General features: G+C 44.9%; 15 protein-coding genes. 10 read left to right on the top strand and 5 right to left on the bottom strand.

Annotated features, from left to right (window positions below):
• Positions 1–4: 4 nt before the first annotated feature.
• Positions 5–502, bottom strand: a complete 498-nt coding sequence (locus L3V27_RS08865) for a DUF4442 domain-containing protein (protein WP_005396564.1) — start codon at positions 500–502, stop codon at positions 5–7.
• Between the two features lie 375 nt (positions 503–877).
• Here L3V27_RS08865 and L3V27_RS08860 point away from each other — a divergent pair, with 375 nt between their 5' ends.
• A complete protein-coding gene (locus L3V27_RS08860) occupies positions 878–1936 on the top strand; it encodes a 3-deoxy-7-phosphoheptulonate synthase (RefSeq protein ID WP_006743262.1) in 1059 nt (352 codons plus the stop codon).
• 21 nt (positions 1937–1957) lie between these two features.
• Complete coding sequence (locus tag L3V27_RS08855) at positions 1958–2440, top strand: YajQ family cyclic di-GMP-binding protein (protein ID WP_005377415.1); 483 nt, start codon at positions 1958–1960, stop codon at positions 2438–2440.
• A gap of 102 nt (positions 2441–2542) precedes the next feature.
• Here the strand turns inward: L3V27_RS08855 and L3V27_RS08850 are convergent, their stop codons facing one another.
• Positions 2543–3463: a bifunctional precorrin-2 dehydrogenase/sirohydrochlorin ferrochelatase gene (locus L3V27_RS08850; RefSeq protein WP_237311648.1), complete on the bottom strand. Its 921-nt coding sequence runs from the start codon at positions 3461–3463 to the stop codon at positions 2543–2545.
• A gap of 461 nt (positions 3464–3924) precedes the next feature.
• Between L3V27_RS08850 and L3V27_RS08845 the strand changes: the two genes are divergently transcribed.
• The 5 genes from L3V27_RS08845 (at position 3925) to L3V27_RS08825 (ending at position 9162) form a co-directional block, all read left to right on the top strand.
• Positions 3925–4953, top strand: coding sequence for an amino acid ABC transporter substrate-binding protein (locus tag L3V27_RS08845; protein WP_005396567.1), 1029 nt, complete (start codon positions 3925–3927; stop codon positions 4951–4953).
• 218 nt (positions 4954–5171) lie between these two features.
• Positions 5172–6377, top strand: coding sequence for an amino acid ABC transporter permease (locus L3V27_RS08840; RefSeq protein ID WP_237311646.1), 1206 nt, complete (start codon positions 5172–5174; stop codon positions 6375–6377).
• Position 6378: 1 nt separating this feature from the next.
• A complete protein-coding gene (locus L3V27_RS08835; RefSeq protein ID WP_012841798.1) occupies positions 6379–7476 on the top strand; it encodes an amino acid ABC transporter permease in 1098 nt (365 codons plus the stop codon).
• Positions 7477–7499: 23 nt separating this feature from the next.
• Complete coding sequence (locus tag L3V27_RS08830; RefSeq protein ID WP_005377400.1) at positions 7500–8249, top strand: amino acid ABC transporter ATP-binding protein; 750 nt, start codon at positions 7500–7502, stop codon at positions 8247–8249.
• 250 nt (positions 8250–8499) lie between these two features.
• Positions 8500–9162, top strand: coding sequence for a Bax inhibitor-1/YccA family protein (locus tag L3V27_RS08825; protein ID WP_005396571.1), 663 nt, complete (start codon positions 8500–8502; stop codon positions 9160–9162).
• A gap of 77 nt (positions 9163–9239) precedes the next feature.
• On the opposite strand, the gene L3V27_RS08820 is transcribed toward L3V27_RS08825, so the two are convergent.
• Positions 9240–9614: a hypothetical protein gene (locus L3V27_RS08820; protein WP_005396572.1), complete on the bottom strand. Its 375-nt coding sequence runs from the start codon at positions 9612–9614 to the stop codon at positions 9240–9242.
• A 408-nt stretch (positions 9615–10022) separates the two neighbouring features.
• Between L3V27_RS08820 and L3V27_RS08815 the strand changes: the two genes are divergently transcribed.
• On the top strand, positions 10023–10352 hold the full coding sequence (locus L3V27_RS08815; protein WP_005377396.1) for a TusE/DsrC/DsvC family sulfur relay protein: 330 nt from the start codon (positions 10023–10025) through the stop codon (positions 10350–10352).
• Positions 10353–10355: 3 nt separating this feature from the next.
• Here L3V27_RS08815 and yccX read toward each other — a convergent pair whose 3' ends face one another.
• A complete protein-coding gene (yccX, locus tag L3V27_RS08810) occupies positions 10356–10628 on the bottom strand; it encodes an acylphosphatase (RefSeq protein WP_054867047.1) in 273 nt (90 codons plus the stop codon).
• A gap of 90 nt (positions 10629–10718) precedes the next feature.
• Between yccX and L3V27_RS08805 the strand changes: the two genes are divergently transcribed.
• On the top strand, positions 10719–12122 hold the full coding sequence (locus L3V27_RS08805) for a methyl-accepting chemotaxis protein (protein WP_237311644.1): 1404 nt from the start codon (positions 10719–10721) through the stop codon (positions 12120–12122).
• 162 nt (positions 12123–12284) lie between these two features.
• Positions 12285–13478 (top strand): class I SAM-dependent methyltransferase, encoded by a 1194-nt coding sequence (locus L3V27_RS08800; protein ID WP_237311642.1) that lies wholly within the window; start codon positions 12285–12287, stop codon positions 13476–13478.
• 74 nt (positions 13479–13552) lie between these two features.
• Here the strand turns inward: L3V27_RS08800 and L3V27_RS08795 are convergent, their stop codons facing one another.
• Positions 13553–18940 carry a Calx-beta domain-containing protein gene (locus L3V27_RS08795; RefSeq protein ID WP_237311640.1) on the bottom strand — a complete coding sequence of 1796 codons (5388 nt, stop codon included), beginning with the start codon at positions 18938–18940 and terminating at the stop codon, positions 13553–13555.
• Positions 18941–19317 lie beyond the last annotated feature (377 nt).

The following is a 19317-nucleotide window of genomic DNA, read 5'->3' as shown; positions in this document are numbered from 1 at the left end:
ACCACTAAGCAGCCTCTTTTCTTTGTTGGGCTGCTTTTTTTATCGAAAGAGTCAACGAGAATTCAGCCATAGGTTCGTCACCATGTAAGCTAGGGCACAACGCGACGATTTTTACATCGCGATTCACTCGTTCACCCGTTGCCAACGTATGATCGAGCATCTCATCAATGACATGACCATCGTTACACACAAAGTGTACATCCGCTTCCGGACGTTTTAAAAACTCGGCTTTGACGCCTTTAAATGCTAAAGAGATCGCTTCTCCTTTTTCTTGCGCCTTGCTCATAGCAAGAAAACCACCAGCTACATCCGCCCCAACAGCTAAAGCGCCGAAATACATGCTATTCAAATGGTTCTTTGTTCTTCTTCGCAAAGGAATTCGAACCTCAACGTGCTCGCTATCTATCGCAATGATCTTAGGATGACAAAGCCAAATCAGAGGCACTTTAGAAAAGCCGAATAGATTTAGATACAAATTTGCACGACGTACAGCTGATAACATTTTGGTCTCCTTACCAATCTAGTCAGACCAGTTAATCAACGAAAGAAATAGATGTCAAAGAAATGTTAACAAAAGCTCGATCTCACGAGTTATTTAGCCACCAATTTAGTGACATTGTCACACAGATAAACATGAGGTTTGCCGCAGTTATCTTGATTACCTAACGGTGAGATAGATGAAATGGTTATAAATTCAAATGTATATATATTGATTTAATGATCAAGTTTTGTCATTTATACATAAGTCATTTAAATGAATACCTACACCTTTGTATACAATTCGGTATTTCCTGGCGAAGATTCCCGTGAAACGGTTTATTCCTGCCTGTAATTCCGTTATCTTTACCCCCTTCGCAATAGAGAATAAAGCTATAACATGCCTATAAAAACAGATGAATTGAGAACCCAACCTTTGGGTCCAATGCCTACCCCAGCAGAGCTAGGTAGTGTACATCCTATTACGGATGACGTTGCAGACCGTATCGCTCAATCTCGTCGTCAGATTGAAAACATTTTATCGGGTGAAGACGATCGCCTTCTTGCGATTGTAGGTCCGTGTTCTGTTCACGACACTGAAGCTGCCATTGATTACGCCACTCGCCTGAGTGAAATCCAAGACAAGTACAAAGACGAACTGTTTATCGTGATGCGTACTTACTTTGAAAAGCCTCGTACAGTAGTTGGTTGGAAAGGTTTGATTACCGACCCTAACCTAGATGGCTCTTACGCGCTTGAAGCTGGCCTCCATAAAGCACGTAAACTACTACTGGATATCAACAAGCTTGGTCTTGCGACTGCTACTGAGTTTCTTGATATGATTACTGGTCAATACATCGCGGATTTGATCACGTGGGGCGCGATCGGTGCTCGTACAACAGAATCGCAAATTCACCGTGAAATGGCATCGGCGCTGTCTTGCCCAGTTGGTTTCAAAAATGGCACAAATGGCAACGTAAAAATTGCAATTGATGCAATTCGCGCATCGAAAGCCTCGCATTACTTCTACTCTCCAGATAAGAATGGCCGCATGACGGTTTACCGTACAAGTGGTAACCCATATGGTCATATTATTTTACGCGGCGGAGAGAAAGGCCCTAACTTTGATGAAGCGTCAGTAAAACAAGCGTGTGATGCTCTAGCCGAGTTTGGCTTGCCACAACGTTTGGTTGTGGATTTCAGCCACGCAAACTGTCAGAAGCAGCACAGAAAACAAATCGACGTTGCTCAAGACATTTGTAATCAAATTAAGTCAGGCAGTACTCGTATTGCGGGTATCATGGCTGAAAGCTTTATTCTTGAAGGCAATCAGCCAATGACTGACATCAACAACCTAACGTATGGTCAATCTATTACAGACCCATGCCTAGGCTGGGAAGATACTGCTACAATGCTAGATATGCTGGCAAACGCCGTTAAATCCCGAAAGTCCCTATAACAAAATAATCAAGGAATCTTCATGCCATCGTTTGATATTGTTTCTGAAATCGATACGGTTGAACTACGTAACGCCGTTGATAATGCTAACCGTGAATTGTCTACTCGTTTCGATTTCCGCAACGTTAATGCGAGCTTTGAGCTAGTAGAAGAAAACGTAAAAATGTCTGCGGAAGGTGACTTCCAACTTAAGCAAATGCGCGATATTTTACGTGGCCATTTGGCAAAGCGTAATATTGATGCAAACGCAATGGATGCACAGGACCCAGATGTAACTGGTAAGAACTGGCACCAAACTCTGCTTTTCCGCCAAGGTATCGATACACCAACAGCCAAAAAAGTAGTGAAACTTATCAAAGACGCAAAGTTAAAAGTACAAGCCTCTATTCAAGGCGACAAGGTACGTGTTACTGGTAAGAAACGTGATGACCTGCAAGCGACAATGGCAGCGATTCGTGAAGCAGAGATGGGCATACCATTCCAGTTTAACAACTTCCGTGATTAATCAGTCTGAGAAGTAACTTAGTTTAAAAACGCCAGCGCATAGTTCGCTGGCGTTTTTGTTGGCCTTTTAATCGAGAAGCCAAGTGCCCACTTTTTAACGTGGTTATATCACTAAGTCCTGCCCTTGCAGCAATAAGAACTCGCTCGTCCCTTTAGGGATAAACACGCAAACTCGAAGCTTTTCAGATTTAGCCTTGGTCAACATATCAGAGAGTTCAGCTGCGCTCGAGAAAGCTTCTCGCTCTGCATCTCTTCGTATTAGCTCTAACACGTTCGCTTCGCATCGAGTTGAGTAAAGTGCTAGCTCGGCTTGTTGCATGTAGCGCACGGCCTTAATTGGCAACATCTCAACGTCTTTCCCTACCTGTATCCAAGTACAACTTCCTTTTTCATCCAAAGGTGTTGCCATGGTCGCTTGGTAAATCGTTTCTAACTCTCTATTATCTAGCGCGTTTTCAACCTCAGGATTCGAGAAGAATTGCTCCCAAAACTTACGACGTAAATCGACGCTAGGTAGTGCTTCTTTAATCGAATTACGCTTTGAGTTAGCAAAGTCCGCCATCAACCCCATGTTTTGTGGCAGTATCGATTCAAGCTTTTCACGGATGTTTCGAATTAAAACTGGTGAGGCGCCGCCACTAGAAATAGCAATTTGTATGCGGCCACGATTGATCATAGAGGGCGTAATGAAATCACAATAAGGCTTATCATCAACAACGTTCACTAGGATGCCTAATTCTTTCGCATCTTTATACACTTGGTGATTCAGCTCTGGATTATCTGTCGTGGCCCACACCTGAACAAAGCTTTTAGTGACAATGTCACTTGAATAGAAACGTTGTATCCAACGCACTTGATGCTCTGCAGCAAGCTTAGACAGAAAATCGACCAACGTTGGAGAAACGATAGTGACATCCGCCCCTGCCTTTAGCAACGCTTCCACCTTTCTGCTTGCCACTTCACCGCCGCCCACGACAAGAACGGGTTTATTGATTAAATCTAAGAACAGAGGAAAATATCGCATTTCAATCCATGATTACTCTAATTAGCTGTTGCAGACCATGCTACCAAAAATGGGGCAAGCTCATCACCCTGTTTCGGTATCACAAATAATTTTTGTTCGAATTTTTACTGAACTTCACCAAGCTCAGCTAATGACAGTTTTAATAACAACTTTTTATTCTCTTGTATTGTTCACTCTTCTATTGATTGTTCTGATGCACCAAATTGTCCATGATTTGCACTATTTACAAACAATTAACATTTCGTCATTCTAAATCTCAAGGCGCTTTGTAAGTTCTCTCAAAACTTCATTTAAATTATATATTTGAGAATTAACAGATCCTTTCCTACGCTTATAACTGGTTGATCTATCGAATACCGTTTCTTCGAAAATCAATCACGTAGGACGATAACTCTAACGAAATTGGACACGTTATTTCAGGTCACTCCTGATTAAACATGGATCATACAGGAAGGATACAAATGGCAAATAAACTCACAGTTCTTGCTTCCGTCGTAGCGGCTTCTACTGCGATGATGGCAACATCAGCTCAAGCAGCAGACACTACTCTGGACAAAGTCACAAAACAAGGTTTTCTTACTTGTGGCGTAAGTACCGGTCTACCTGGTTTCTCTAACCCTAACTCAAAAGGTGAATGGGAAGGTATCGACGTAGAATATTGCCAAGCACTGGCTGCAGCCGTTCTTGGGGATAAAACGAAAGTTAAATATGTACCCCTAACCGCGAAAGAACGTTTCACTGCGCTTCAATCAGGTGAGATTGATGTGCTTTCTCGTAACACCACCTGGACACTGCATCGTGATACTGCACTTGGCCTCAACTTCGTAGGGGTAAACTACTACGATGGCCAGGGCTTCATGGTGAAGAAAGATCTTGGCATCTCAAGCGCAAAAGAGCTTGATGGTGCATCAGTTTGCGTACAGTCCGGTACAACAACTGAGCTGAACCTTGCTGACTACTTCCGTAACAGCGGTATGTCATACAAGCCGGTCGTATTCGATACGGCAGCCCAAACGTCAAAAGGTTTCGATGCAGGACGTTGTGATGTGTTAACGACTGACCAATCTGGTCTTTATGCATTGCGTCTGAACCTGAAAGATCCCTCTTCTGCAGCCGTTCTTCCGGAAATCATTTCCAAAGAACCACTAGGTCCCGTCGTTCGTCAAGGTGATGACCAATGGTTCAACATTGCGAAGTGGACATTATCAGCAATGATTAACGCCGAAGAGTATGGTATTAGTTCGAAAAATGCGGATGAAATGCTGAAATCGAAAGATCCAAACATCAAACGTATTCTTGGTGTTGACGGTCCGAAAGGCAAAGGTTTGGGTATTCGTGATGATTGGGGCTACCAAGTTATCAAGCAAGTCGGTAACTATGGTGAAAGCTTCGAACGCACAGTCGGTACTGGTTCGCCGTTAGAAATTTCTCGTGGCGTTAATGCGCTATGGAATGCAGGCGGCTTTATGTACGCGCCACCAATCCGATAGAACAAGTTAATCAGGGCGGTTCATGCCGCCCTTTTTCTTGATTTTATCCATCTGTATGAGTAAGGACCGCTCATTGAATGGTAAGAAGTATTCGCTTAGATAGGCTATTTCAACTCGAATATCGCCGTTTAACTCTGGTGAAAACATGCTTCGACCAGCAAGGACGTGACTATTTATACAGGCAGATATCTATAACTAAGGTTTGAGGTTATCGCTGTATGAAACCGACAAAAGATGCATCGCCAAGTACGATGTCCAAACCGAGCGGAAGCAAGAGCTTGATTTATAATCCCGCCTTTCGTTCTGCTATTTTCCAGATCATTGCCATAGCTGCACTGGTATTTTTCTTTTACACGATTATAAATAACGCACTGAACAACTTAGATGCTCGTGGGATCGCTACGGGTTTCGGTTTTTTAAATCAAGAAGCCGGGTTTGGTATCGGGCTGACGCTAATTGAATACGATGAAACGTACTCTTACGGCAGAACGTTTATTATTGGCCTTCTAAATACGGCGCTGGTCTCCGTATTAGGTATTATTCTGGCTACCGTGATTGGTTTTACCATGGGGGTCGCTCGCCTTTCTTCTAACTGGTTAGTGAGTCGCTTGGCTGCTGTTTATATCGAAACGTTCCGAAATATCCCACTTCTTCTACAAATATTTTTCTGGTATTTCGCTGTTCTTCAAGCATTACCCTCACCGCGTCAAAGCTTGAGCCTTGGCGAAGCCATCTTCTTGAATGTTCGTGGTTTATATTTTCCAGCACCAGAAATGGAGCCAGGCAGTGGCTTTGTTATTGCTGCATTAATCTTCGGGGTGATCGCCAGCTTGTTGATTAATGTATGGGCGAATAACAAGCAACGCCTAACTGGGCAACAAACGCCAATGGGAAGAATAGCTTTAGGCTTAGTCGTTGGCCTTCCGCTGATTACCTACTTCCTTGCTGGTATGCCAATTTCACTAAATTATCCTGAACTGAAAGGGTTTAACTTCCAAGGTGGTATTAGCATTATTCCTGAACTTGCTGCACTACTTTTGGCACTGAGCGTTTATACCGCCTCCTTCATTGCCGAAATTGTACGTTCTGGTATTAATGCGGTTAGCCATGGTCAAACGGAAGCGGCGATGTCGCTGGGCTTACCACGCGCGAAAACGTTAAAGCTTGTTGTCATTCCGCAAGCGTTACGAATTATTATTCCACCTTTAACCAGTCAATATCTCAACCTCACCAAAAACTCATCGTTAGCGATGGCGATTGGTTATCCAGATCTTGTCTCTGTCTTTGCTGGTACTACCCTGAACCAAACTGGGCAAGCGATTGAGATCATTGCGATGACGATGGGCGTGTACTTAACCTTAAGTTTGATTACGTCTGCATTAATGAACTTGTATAACCGTAAAGTCGCGCTGGTGGAGAGATAATATGAGTACTCATCAATTTCAACCGGATCTCCCGCCACCAGCCAATACCGTCGGCTTTGTTGGTTGGATGCGGAAAAACCTATTTAATGGACCTGTCAATTCCATTGTTACCGTAATTCTTGCTTATCTTGTCTTTAGTGCAATTTGGCATATCGTTGATTGGGCGTTTATCAACGCGGACTGGATTGGTTCGACGCGTGACGACTGCAGCCGAGAAGGTGCTTGCTGGGTATTTATCAGCGTGCGCTGGGAGCAGTTCATGTACGGTTTCTATCCTGAGTCTGAACTGTGGCGCCCTCGCCTTTTCTACATCACATTGGCTATATTTACTGTGTTGCTAGCGTATGAAAAGACACCGAAACGGATTTGGATTTGGCTTTTCTTCGTAAACATCTACCCATTCATTATCGCTGGGCTGTTATACGGTGGGATATTTGGGCTAGAAGTGGTCGATACACACAAATGGGGCGGATTACTCGTTACGCTCATCATTGCGTTAGTCGGTATTGTCGTTTCATTACCGATTGGTGTGGTACTCGCGCTCGGTAGACGTTCAGAGATGCCCATCATTCGCAGTATTTGTACCGTCTATATTGAAGTTTGGCGTGGTGTGCCACTGATTACCGTTCTGTTCATGGCTTCCGTTATGCTGCCTTTGTTTATGTCCGAAGGATCAGAGACAGACAAACTTATTCGCGCTCTTATTGGTGTGGTGATGTTTGCCTCGGCGTACATGGCCGAAGTGGTACGGGGCGGCTTACAAGCGATTCCAAAAGGCCAATATGAGGCTGCCGACGCACTTGGGTTAAGTTACTGGAAAAAAACAGGGCTTATTATCTTGCCGCAAGCGCTGAAGATTACGATCCCTTCTATCGTGAACACGTTTATCGGATTGTTTAAAGACACCAGTTTGGTTCTTATCATTGGTATGTTTGACGTACTAGGTATAGGACAAGCAGCAAACACCGACCCTGACTGGCTAGGCTTTGCTACTGAAAGTTATGTATTTGTCGCGTTAGTGTTTTGGGTATTTTGTTTTGGCATGTCGCGTTATTCGATATGGCTTGAAAACAAACTTCATACCGGTCACAAACGATAACTCATCAAGCTCAAGGACGTATTATGACGCAACAACAAGACTATATGATCCAATTGAAGGACATGAATAAATGGTATGGTGAGTTTCACGTACTAAAGAATATTAACCTCGATGTTAAGCGCGGAGAAAAAATCGTAATCTGTGGCCCATCAGGGTCAGGAAAATCAACGATGATTCGCTGTATTAACCGCCTCGAAGAGCACCAAGCTGGTAGCATCTATGTTTCCGGTACGGAGTTAACTGAAGATTTAAAAAATATTGAAGCTGTGCGCCGTGAAGTGGGCATGTGCTTTCAGCACTTTAATCTCTTCCCTCATTTAACCGTACTGGAAAACTGTACGCTCGCGCCTATTTGGGTGAAGAAGATGCCTAAAGATGAGGCAGAAGCGGTCGCGATGAAATATCTGGAACGCGTTAAAATTCCGGACCAAGCAGAGAAATATCCTGGCCAGTTGTCTGGTGGTCAGCAACAACGCGTGGCGATTGCCCGTTCTTTGTGTATGAACCCTAAAGTCATGCTTTTTGATGAACCAACATCAGCACTTGATCCGGAGATGGTTCGCGAAGTGTTGGATGTAATGGTCGAACTCGCCGAGGAAGGCATGACCATGCTCTGTGTGACACATGAAATGGGGTTTGCGAAAGAGGTTGCCGATCGCGTGATATTTATGGACGCAGGAGAGATTATCGAAGAGAACAACCCCGTTGATTTCTTTGAAAACCCTCAGTCAGATCGAACTCAAAATTTCCTAGCGCAAATCTTACATCACTAAGATCTTTTGCAATTGGCATAATAAAAGCACTGATTTCAATGAAGTCAGTGCTTTTTGTTAGTAAATTCAAAATTCTGTGTGACAATCACTATGACTTTGCTCTGCAGTAATATTGTGTTACAAGTTGTCAAATACATAACATCTTATTTCTATTATTATTTTATCTAAGTTACGCATGGTTAGGGCTTGATTTTTTGAACTTTCAATCCCATAAATGTACTTAAAAGAAAGTCTCTTATCGAGGAAGATTATGAACAGTCCAATGTTTACCCGCACTTCAACACAAGAAAGTGCTCTACAAACAAACAAAGTGTTGCGTAATACTTACGCACTACTTTCAATGACGCTTTTATGGTCGGCAGTCGTTGCTGGCGTAGCAATGGCATTTAACCTGCCACATCCAGGAATCATCCTAATGTTGGTTGGTTTCTACGGCCTGTTATTCTTAACAGAGAAAAACCGTAACAACAGCCTTGGCCTTGTGTTTACGTTCTTATTCACTGGTTTCTTAGGCTACACGATTGGTCCAATCTTAAACATGTACATCGGTGCTGGGATGGGCGATATCGTATTAACCGCTCTAGGTGGTACGGCGCTATCTTTCATGGCGGCATCAGCTTATGCACTAACAACAAAACGTGACCTATCTATGATGGGCGGCTTGATGCTATCGCTGTTTGTTGTGCTTGTTGTGGGTATGATTGCAAGCTTCTTTATTCAATCAACCATTTTACACTTGGCGTTGAGCAGCTTGTTTATCATTTTCTCTACGATGGCGATCCTGATGACAACACAAAGCATTATTCGTGGCGGTGAAACAAACTACATCTCTGCGACAGTGACTTTGTATGTATCAATCTACAACATCTTCATCAGCCTACTAAGCATTCTAGGTATTATGAACGACGATTAATCGTTCAACACAAGATGAATTTAAAAAGCCCGAAGGTATTTTCCTTCGGGCTTTTTCTTTGTTAGTGGTTAAGTGCATTACGCCTGTTCGACTGCTAACTCGATAACTTCATCAGCCTCAGGGTTTTCTCTAAAACGTCTCACTTTAATCGTATCTTCACCCAACATGATTTGCTTGGCGATTCGATGCATACCATCAAAAACGCGGTAATCATTGGTTAAAATTACGGGATACGACAAATCGGCATTGTTGATGCGTTGGCAATGCTTCGCGATCTCACGACAGGTTGGCTGTGGTCCATCATCACTAAACCAGGTCACTTCATTAGGGCCTTTGATATCATCAATAGCAATTTCTTCTACAGGTAGGGACTCCGCGAGCTCCCAAATACGCTCAATAGACCAAATGGATTTTACGTTGTCATTTATTTCAATGTAACGTTGTTTCGACATGACTAACTCCTTGTCATCGTTATTGTTTACAACCTGAATGCATGTTGCTTATCAACCAAGAGAATATCGGTCTATAAGAGCAAACACAACGTCGTAAGCTATTCATTTACCGATAAAATTCCATATTCAGACAAGTAGCCAAGAAAAAACCAAAACAAAAATGAATAAGCCTGGATATCCATGCAATTTTATTGGTACCAACCCCGAAAAATCTCTAACAAACTGAATGGTTTTCTATTTATTTGAATAAAAGAGCATTTATATCAAAGCACCTGGCTCAGTCAAAAAGCACTCACCATTTTGTACGCTTTTGCTTCGCTCGGCACTACTTCGAGATTCTTTTGTTGAGAACATCCTCACCTGTCGCTAATCTATAAACATCCATGTTCACTTAACGGATAAAACGTTATGTTCGTTTACAACGGCAAAGAAATTGAAACTGATGCTCAAGGCTACTTACTGGATCATACTCAATGGGAAGAAGGTATGATTGAGCTTTTAGCAAAAGAAGAAGACATCGAGCTTACGGATGCTCATTTGGAAGTTGTGCACTTTGTGCGAGATTTTTATGAAGAGTTTAATACTTCCCCTGCTGTGCGTATGCTTGTCAAAGCAATGGAAAAAGCGCACGGCCCAGAAAAAGGTAACAGTAAGTATCTATTCAAGCTGTTTAAAAAGGGGCCAGCCAAACAAGCGACTAAATTAGCCGGCCTACCAAAGCCAGCTAAATGCTTGTAGGATTTACAAAATCTTAAAACCGCGCAACGGCTTATATGACGCAGACTCCTGTATCACACTCTCTACTGTTGCCGTTCGCGGGCCTTCTTTCAACCACTCGGAAAACGCACCTATTTGTGCGTCTGTTCCACACGCCATAACTTCAACATCACCATCGTTTAGGTTCTTCGCGTAACCCGTCAAACCCAGTTTCAATCCTTGATGGGAAGTATGGTAACGAAAGCCGACGCCTTGAACGTGACCTTTTACTATAAATCTCTCACACTTTACGTTCATCTTTGTACCGCTTCTTTTTACTGAGTGATATATTCTTTTCGTCTATTCACCCCACTAAGGATAGTGGGTTTTTGCACGGTTATTATAATTATGAAAGAAATTCCATTCCGCTGGATTGATAAGTATCTCATTCACTTAAAGATTCAAGAAAAGTTCTATTTGCTCTTCGTTCTCCCTCTTCTTGCTTTAGTCATTCTCACTCTCGTCCTTAATAGCGCGGCTAATACGTTGATCTCAAGTATGTACCAAGAAGAGCTCATGCTTATGAAAGGTCTGATAGAGGCAGGCAACCTTTCTCAATCGCAAGTAGCAAACCTCATAGCTGGTTCAGAAACCGTTTCTCTTGGCTCTGGTCCGCAATCCGTGTCTGTTCTAAATGGTGCGTACAGCTTGGTTGCAAACCATGAACTTTCTTTATGGGCTGCCCTATCAACGACTCAAGTGAGCATCATCTGTGTGAGCTTGTTTATTCTCGCGCTTGGCGTTTACTACATCATGACGTTTATCGGCGGCGCAATGTTCACGATGAATAAAGCATTAAACACCCTAGCGGATGGTGACCTAACCGCGAGAATGAACTTCTTCCCAGTTCGCGACGAGTTTAGTGAAATTGCTATTACGATAGACAAAGTTGCAGAACGAGAGCAACAAATGGTGCTGTCGATTCAAGAGTCTGTGGCGTTAATGCAACAAATTAGCTCAGACCTGAATCAATCAATTCATCACAGTTCAGATATTTCTGCGACGCAACAAGAGCACCTCAACTCTCTTGCGAGTGCAACGGAACAGATGGCATCAACGATTCGAGAAGTCGCGACATTAGCTCACGATTCAAGCGCGCAAACCGATGATGCGCGCAGCGTGGCTCAGTCTGGACAAGTAAAAGTAGAGAATACGCTTCACTCGATTTCGAACCTCTCTAATGAGATTCAATCTGCGTCTCAGGCAGTAGCGGAGTTAGATGCTAATGCCGCACAAATTGATGAAGTCGTGACAACCATTAATGGGATTTCCGAGCAAACTAACCTACTTGCATTGAACGCAGCCATTGAAGCAGCACGTGCTGGTGAGCAAGGTCGTGGATTTGCGGTCGTTGCGGATGAGGTTCGCGCTCTTGCGGGACGCACTCAGCAAGCGACCGTTGAAATCCAAGCGATGATCGAATCATTACAGCGTAACAGTCAATCACTTACTAAACTGATGGAAGTGACTGTCAACAATGCAAATGAGGGACAAAACCTCATGACGGAAGTGAATCACGAAATCGGCTCTTTGGCAGATAAAAATCAAACTATCTCCGACAGTAGCATTCAAATTGCAACAGCGGCTGAAGAACAAGGTGTAGTCGCGGACAATATCGCTTCAAGCGTTGAAGAGATTCGAGTTCAAGCAGATAACGTGTGCAATATGATCAGCACAACTTCACAAAACGTGGATCAACTGCGTACGCAAAGCGACACCATGGAATCGCTCCTTACTGGACTTAAAGCGTAGCAACGTAATCTGTTACGACCAGTTCAAATAAAAGGGTTACTTTGGTGACCCTTTTTTGTATTTAAAAGCCACTACAATGTACTGGATTGCCGAGGGATATTGCTTTTACCATTCACATCCCGGACAATACGCCCCTTTCAAAATTCAACAAGAGCTAATGAAATGACAGCTGCTATCTATTTGGTAAAAGGTCGTGAGAAATCGGTCAAGCGCAAGCACCCTTGGATCTTCTCTCGAGGCATCAACAACGTTGAGGGCGAACCCGCTCTTGGCGAAACGGTTGATGTATTCACTCACGACGGTAAATGGCTAGCTAAAGCGGCATATTCGCCAGCTTCACAAATTCGTGCTCGTATTTGGAGTTTTGATAAAGAAGAAATCGACACCGCGTTTTTCGTAAAACGATTAAAAGACGCACAACTTCTTCGTGAAGACATTATCGAACGTGATGGCCTTACGGGTTACCGCCTTATCGCGGCAGAGTCTGATGGTATGCCAGGCGTTACGATTGACCGTTACCAAAACTTCTTTGTGTGTCAACTTCTCAGTGCTGGCGCAGAACACAATAAACAGGCCATTGTTGATGCTCTAGTTGAGTGCTTCCCTGATTGTAATGTGTACGAGCGTTCTGACGTCGCGGTACGTAAGAAAGAGGGTTTGAAAGAAGCCACTGGTGTACTGCACGGCGAAGAGCCACCTAAATCGGTCGTCATCGAAGAAAATGGCGTAAAGATTAGTGTAGATATCGTTGGCGGTCATAAAACAGGTTTCTACCTAGATCAACGTGATAGTCGCCAGCAAGCGATGAAATATGTGAAAGGCAAGGAAGTTCTTAACTGCTTCTCTTACACAGGTGGCTTCGGACTTTACGCTCTGAAAGGTGATGCAAAGCGTGTGATAAACGCTGACGTATCACAACCTGCTCTAGACACTGCGAAGTTCAACGCAGAACTGAATGAATTTGATATCTCGAAGAAGCGCGCCGTGTTCCTAAACGCAGACGTGTTTAAACTGCTTCGTGAGTATCGTGACCAAGGAACTCAGTTCGATGTGGTTATCATGGATCCACCTAAGTTTGCAGACAGTAAAGCCCAACTAAACGGCGCATGTCGTGGTTACAAAGACATCAACATGCTAGCAATGCAAATCCTAAAACCTGGCGGTACGCTACTGACCTATTCGTGCTCTGGCTTAATGGATCAAGTTTTGTTCCAGAAAATCATTGCTGACGCAGCCTTAGATGCTAACCGCCAAGTAAAGTTTGTGGAGCGCTTTGAACAAGCTGCTGACCACCCAACCGATACAGCATACCCGGAAGGTTTCTACCTGAAAGGTTTTGCATGTAAAGTTCTGTAATCACAGTGTTAGTTTACCGTATTATTAAATAAAAAACGGAGCGAAAAAACGCTCCGTTTTTTATCTTTGGCCATCTATTCTCGTAATTGATCGAGATTAGAAATCAGACTATTGGCAATATCGGCTGCAGAGGCACCATCAAAGTTAACCTCTAGCTGTTGTCCATCTTTGTTGATGGTCAACGTCGAGTTACCTCCACTTTCAGTCACTTCAACGGAAATGTCATCCACACTGCCGCGATAGTCACCCGAACCAAGATCATCAAGCAAGGCGGAGATATCCGTACCACTCATATCATCAAATACATCGGTAAAATCCAGCTGATCCCCGTCACTGAAATCCGTCACGGTGTCAGTTGCGGATTGCATTTCTGTCCATTTGAATACGTCATCACCTTCACCGCCAGTCAAGATATCATTACCTAAACCACCGATGATCAGGTCATTGCCTTCAGTACCAACCAGAATATCATCGCCATCTGTCCCCATAACCAGATTCAGATCCGAATTTAAGGCCATGGTTTGATAACCAAGCGCCGTGACAGCGTCTACCGTGACGTTCTCGAAATCAACCGCTACCGTAGCTTCGTTACTTACCGCACCATCAGTGTCAATAGCTTGGTAGGTAAAGTCATCGTTCACGTCAGTAAAACTGGTGATTTCAGTTCCAACTAAGGTAAAGCCCGCTTTATCACTCGCGCTATCGGTTTCTGGAGTAAGTCGAATTTCATCAAAGCTGCCATTTGCTAACGCAACGGTAATAGAACCTTCGTGGTTGCTGGTATAAGTAATATCCGTTGAGTAAAACTGCTGAACATCAACAAGTGCACCATTTAGGAAGATGTATGCCGTTAACCATGCACCACCACTGTTGAAGCGGTCATTCAGACTGGCTAAGTTCAGCTTCGCTTCGTTAGCTGATAAATCCTCATCCAGTTCTAACGTAATATATTCACCAGTACTGATTTCATCACCCTGACCCGTTTCATTTGGCGAAACGACAACCAACCCGACCTGTTGATTCGCAAAATCGACTGAAATCTGAGCGTCGGAATCAAAGATGATGCTGTTGCCAATGGTGGTGATCTGACCTCCAGTGAACGTTAAGTTCGAGTTAGGAGGAGTGTAGGATCCCACCAAGATATCTTTCCCTTGTTCTTCAAGAAGGTCGGCTGAGTCAAAGCTCTGCTCCTCAAAGAAATCTTCAGTCAGACGATACTTAACCTCTGTGTTTTCAGGGAACTGTGTGGTTTCGTCTATAATGACTTCCTGTCCATTTCCATCCACATAATACAGTTCACCGTGTTCAGGAAGGCTAACGACCTGAATTAAAATATCATCATCATTTGCAGTAACTGCGTCATCTTCGAGATCTTCAACACGCTGTTCCCCAGACGTCGTTATTCCATCAAATTCAACATCCTGAACCGGGAAAATACCATTTTGAACATCGAGCGAAATGATGAAATCACGGGCTGTAGGTGGTGAGTTATCCACGATGGTCGCCAGACCAGTATCGCTGCCTTGCACTGCTCCCAAGCCAGTTACTGTAACGCTGAAATCTTCAGGGCCTTCGTACACACCGTCATCAATTGATTCGATGCGTAGATCAAATTCCGTCATACCTGCCGGCACCGTCACAATGCCGCTTACAGGTACACTTACCCAACCTGAACCGGTGTTGTACTCTAGAGTGCCAAGGTCACCTACTTCTGTTTCATCCAGATTCAGCGTTAACTGAACCTGGAGCGCTGCTTCTGAGGCATTACTCAATGACACGGTAAATGTAGCGAAACTACCTTCATCAATGGTACCCGCGTCCGAGATAGACACAGTTGGTCGATCGTCGTCCGTTTTAGTGCCATCATCCACAATGGTCGCTAAACCAGTATCGGTGCCCTGAACTGCGCCCAAACCCGTCACGGTCACGCTGAAGTCTTCCGGACCTTCATAAACTTCATCATCAATGGTCGCAATGCGCACATCAAATTCGGTAAGCATTGCTGGCACTGTTACGATGCCATCGACAGGCACAGCAACCCAACCTGCTCCGGTGTTATATTCTAGCGAGCCAAGATCATCCACTTCTGTTTCGTCTGGGTTTAAGGTCAACTGCACCTGGACTGTACCTTCCGAAGCATTACTCAATGACACGGTAAACGTCGCGATATCACCCTCATCTACGATACCCGCATCTGAGATAGATACGGTCGGGCGATCATCATCCGGGTCAGGACCAGGGCCGTTACCGCCGTCGTAAATAATGCCCAACGCAGTGTCAGTACCAAGTACTCCAGTTGCACCTTGCACTGCAACCGTGAAGGTTTCATCTCCTTCATACACATCGTCGTCCGTGGTTGGGACAAACAGTTTGAGATCGGTTTCACCTGCTGGGATAGTATACGTGCCATCACTGTTGGCGGTCACCACAGTTACTCCATCAGATAATGTCAGCTTAATAGCACCAATGTCGCCAGGCTCTGCCGTATTAGTTCCTCCTGTTGATGTGCTCAACCTTACCGTCACGTCAATATCGGCAGCCTCCGACAACCGGACGGTATACACAGCCTCAGTACCTTCATTCACGCCCACGCTATCTTCGACAATATAGACACTTGGACGGTCATCGTCTGGATCGGGACCAGGGCCGTTACCACCGTCGTAAATAATGCCCAGCGCACTGTCACTGCCTAGGACGCCCGTGTCACCTTGTACCGCCACAGTGAAGGTTTCATCCCCTTCGTAGACGCCATCATCTGTGGTTGGCACAGTGACTTTCAGCTCGTTCTCACCGGCGGGAATGGTATACGTACCGTCACTGTTGGCATTCACCACTGTCACACCATCAGCAAGGGTCACCACAAAGCTACCTATATCGTCCGCTTCCGCCGTGTTGCTGCCGTCGGTTGAGGTGTTCAACCTGACGGTCACATCGATATCGGCCGCCGCCGATAATCTAACGGTATACACAGCCTCAGTACCTTCATTCACGCCAACGCTATCTTCGACAATATAGACACTTGGACGGTCATCATCTGGATCGGGACCTGGACCACTGCCGTCATCCACAATCGTCGCCGTGCCCGTATCACTGCCTTGTACTGCGCCAATGCCCGTTACCGTAACACTGAAATCTTCCGGACCTTCGTACACCGCATCATCAATGGAAGCGATACGCACATCAAACTCAGTCTGCCCGGCAGGCACCGTCACCACGCCATCGTTTGGTACTGTGACCCAGCCACTTCCCGTGTTGTATTCCAAGGTGCCTAAGTCTCCGGCTTCGGTATCGCCTAAGTTGAGGCCGAGTTCAACTTGAACAGTTGACTCTGAGGCGTTCGATAAGGTGACTTTAAAGTTAGCCGTATCACCTTCATTAATGGTGCCAGCGTCGGTAATAGTCACACTTGGACGGTCATCATCCGGATCAGGCCCCGGGCCACTGCCGTCATCCACTATCGTTGCCGTCCCCGTATCACTGCCTTGTACTGCGCCAATGCCCGTTACCGTAACGCCGAAATCCTCTGGGCCTTCATAAACGGCGTCATCAGTAGAAGCAATGCGCACATCAAACTCGGTCTGTCCGGCTGGCACCGTTAGCACGCCATCGTTTGGTACTGTGACCCAGCCACTTCCCGTGTTGTATTCCAAGGTGCCTAAGTCACCCGCTTCGGTATCGCCTAAGTTGAGGCCGAGTTCAACTTGAACACTAGACTCTGAAGCATTCGATAACGTGACTTTAAAGTTCGCCGTATCACCTTCATTAATGGTGCCAGCGTCGGTAATAGTCACACTTGGGCGGTCATCATCGGGATCAGGTCCAGGGCCACTGCCGTCATCCACAATCGTTGCTGTACCCGTATCGCTGCCTTGCACCGCACCAATGCCCGTTACCGTCACGCTGAAATCTTCTGGACCTTCATAAACGGCGTCATCAATGGAAGCAATGCGCACATCAAACTCGGTTTGCCCTGCTGGCACGGTCACCGCACCATCATTTGGCACTGCAACCCAACCACTTCCCGTGTTGTATTCTAGGGAGCCCAAGTCTCCAACCACGGTATCGCCAAGATTAAGACCCAACTCTACTTGCGTTTCCGCTTCAGACGCGTTCGATAAAGTGACTTTGAAGTTCGCTGTCTCACCCTCATTAATGGTGCCAGCATCCGTAATATTCACACTTGGGCGATCATCGTCCGGATCGGGGCCCGGACCACTGCCGTCATCCACAATCGTAGCTGTACCTGTATCGCTGCCTTGCACCGCCCCGATGCCAGTTACCGTAACACTGAAATCTTCTGGACCTTCGTACACCGCGTCATCAATGGAAGCGATACGCACATCAAATTCGGTCTGTCCGGCAGGCACCGTCACCACACCATCGTTTGGTACTGTGACCCAACCGGAGCCCGTGTTGTATTCCAAGGTACCTAAGTCGCCGGCTTCTGTATCGCCTAAGTTGAGACTTAGTTCGACCTCAACATCTGTAGCTGATGGATTCGATAAAGACACTTTAAAGCTGGCTAACTCACCTTCATTAATCGTCCCTGCATCGCTCATCGTTACCGTTGGACGATCATCATCAGGACTTAAACCAGGCCCACTACCATCATCAACAATCGTTGCAATCCCAGTTGCAGGTGTACTTTGTTCTTCTGTGTTGCCAGAAAGCGTAAATGTTTCTGGACCTTCGAATATAGAGTCATTTATAGAATCGAGAGAAACCGTAAAACCATTTTCACCTAACGGGACCGACACAGTAAAAATACCGTTGTCATCGACTGAGATTTCTTCTGTTGTGCCATCGGAAAATGTTATGAGAACACTCTCGTTGACGTAGTCACTTCCGCTCTCGTCAGTAGATCCACCAGTCGCAGTCTGATCGAACAGCGAAAAAGTGATATTGATATTGTCTTCTGTTGGTTGGTTAAGTGTGACGTCGAAGGAAACCAGATCGCCCTCATTGACAGTTGGGCTAGAAATCTCTTGAACAATTACTGTTGCAGGAACTGATATTGCTGTTGGTTCTGGTGGTTGTATTTGGAAAATATCGAGTAGCGTCTCTACCTGAGTACTTGAAAATCCTGTTCCGTCAGTTCCCACTGTCTCAAAATTGGTACTGGCGAGTAATTCAGCACCTGTGCGATCTATAGCCTCCGTATTTTGTGGGCTAGACCCGTTTCCTTCACCTTCACCTGCAGCAGGATCAAACTCTTCACCCAGCTCAGTCGGGTCTTCCCCACTAGCAATTGCTTCAATTAACGCTGTGATATCATCAGTTACGTTTATCGAACTTCCTTGTGGTGTCACCTGCTCGATCACAAGCTCAGAAGTATCTGATACCTCATCAATTATTAACTCTCCTGGTTGAGGTAGTTGTCCCTCTTCTAGGGTCCTAATTTCCCCATCCAGCCCGATAACCACGATGTTGCCCATCAATGAGCTCAAAGTTACTCGATCCATATCTACCTCGCCCCACTTCAAACCAAGTCAAAAGTTTGTCACCCCTACATTTACGTCTATAGTTTAGTCAAAATCATCATTTTTTCGTTGTATGCGCAGCTCGTGGGATGCTTGGTAACTCAAGGGGCGGAGTTATTCAAAAAGTACAGAGTTACGCTAGCTGCGAAACGCTATGATATTAAGAATTCACGCTTTTCTCTGGCCTAAACATGCTGTGTTGCTGAGCAACATTTGCCATATGTGCTAAGGTTTAAAAAGGCGAAATTCTGGAATTTTTAAACAAAAGCCTAGTTTTAACAGTAGGTTGATAAATCCCTTACTCAAGCACTGTTATTTATGATGTTTCGTCTCAGTTATGAGATGAAATAGCAAAAAGC

The organism is Vibrio sp. J2-3(2022) (genome assembly GCF_021725735.1).
GTDB lineage: Bacteria > Pseudomonadota > Gammaproteobacteria > Enterobacterales > Vibrionaceae > Vibrio > Vibrio diabolicus.
Note: the sequence above shows the minus strand (reverse complement) of the source record. Positions and strands in the feature narration are given on the sequence as shown.

Excerpts from the sequence above, each read along its gene's own strand:
- L3V27_RS08865 (WP_005396564.1), bottom strand. The coding sequence starts at position 502 with ATGTTATCAGCTGTACGTCGTGCAAATTTGTATCTAAATCTATTCGGC.
- L3V27_RS08860 (WP_006743262.1), top strand. The coding sequence starts at position 878 with ATGCCTATAAAAACAGATGAATTGAGAACCCAACCTTTGGGTCCAATG.
- L3V27_RS08855 (WP_005377415.1), top strand. The coding sequence starts at position 1,958 with ATGCCATCGTTTGATATTGTTTCTGAAATCGATACGGTTGAACTACGT.
- L3V27_RS08850 (WP_237311648.1), bottom strand. The coding sequence starts at position 3,463 with ATGCGATATTTTCCTCTGTTCTTAGATTTAATCAATAAACCCGTTCTT.
- L3V27_RS08845 (WP_005396567.1), top strand. The coding sequence starts at position 3,925 with ATGGCAAATAAACTCACAGTTCTTGCTTCCGTCGTAGCGGCTTCTACT.
- L3V27_RS08840 (WP_237311646.1), top strand. The coding sequence starts at position 5,172 with ATGAAACCGACAAAAGATGCATCGCCAAGTACGATGTCCAAACCGAGC.
- L3V27_RS08835 (WP_012841798.1), top strand. The coding sequence starts at position 6,379 with ATGAGTACTCATCAATTTCAACCGGATCTCCCGCCACCAGCCAATACC.
- L3V27_RS08830 (WP_005377400.1), top strand. The coding sequence starts at position 7,500 with ATGACGCAACAACAAGACTATATGATCCAATTGAAGGACATGAATAAA.
- L3V27_RS08825 (WP_005396571.1), top strand. The coding sequence starts at position 8,500 with ATGAACAGTCCAATGTTTACCCGCACTTCAACACAAGAAAGTGCTCTA.
- L3V27_RS08820 (WP_005396572.1), bottom strand. The coding sequence starts at position 9,614 with ATGTCGAAACAACGTTACATTGAAATAAATGACAACGTAAAATCCATT.
- L3V27_RS08815 (WP_005377396.1), top strand. The coding sequence starts at position 10,023 with ATGTTCGTTTACAACGGCAAAGAAATTGAAACTGATGCTCAAGGCTAC.
- yccX (WP_054867047.1), bottom strand. The coding sequence starts at position 10,628 with ATGAACGTAAAGTGTGAGAGATTTATAGTAAAAGGTCACGTTCAAGGC.
- L3V27_RS08805 (WP_237311644.1), top strand. The coding sequence starts at position 10,719 with ATGAAAGAAATTCCATTCCGCTGGATTGATAAGTATCTCATTCACTTA.
- L3V27_RS08800 (WP_237311642.1), top strand. The coding sequence starts at position 12,285 with ATGACAGCTGCTATCTATTTGGTAAAAGGTCGTGAGAAATCGGTCAAG.
- L3V27_RS08795 (WP_237311640.1), bottom strand. The coding sequence starts at position 18,940 with ATGGATCGAGTAACTTTGAGCTCATTGATGGGCAACATCGTGGTTATC.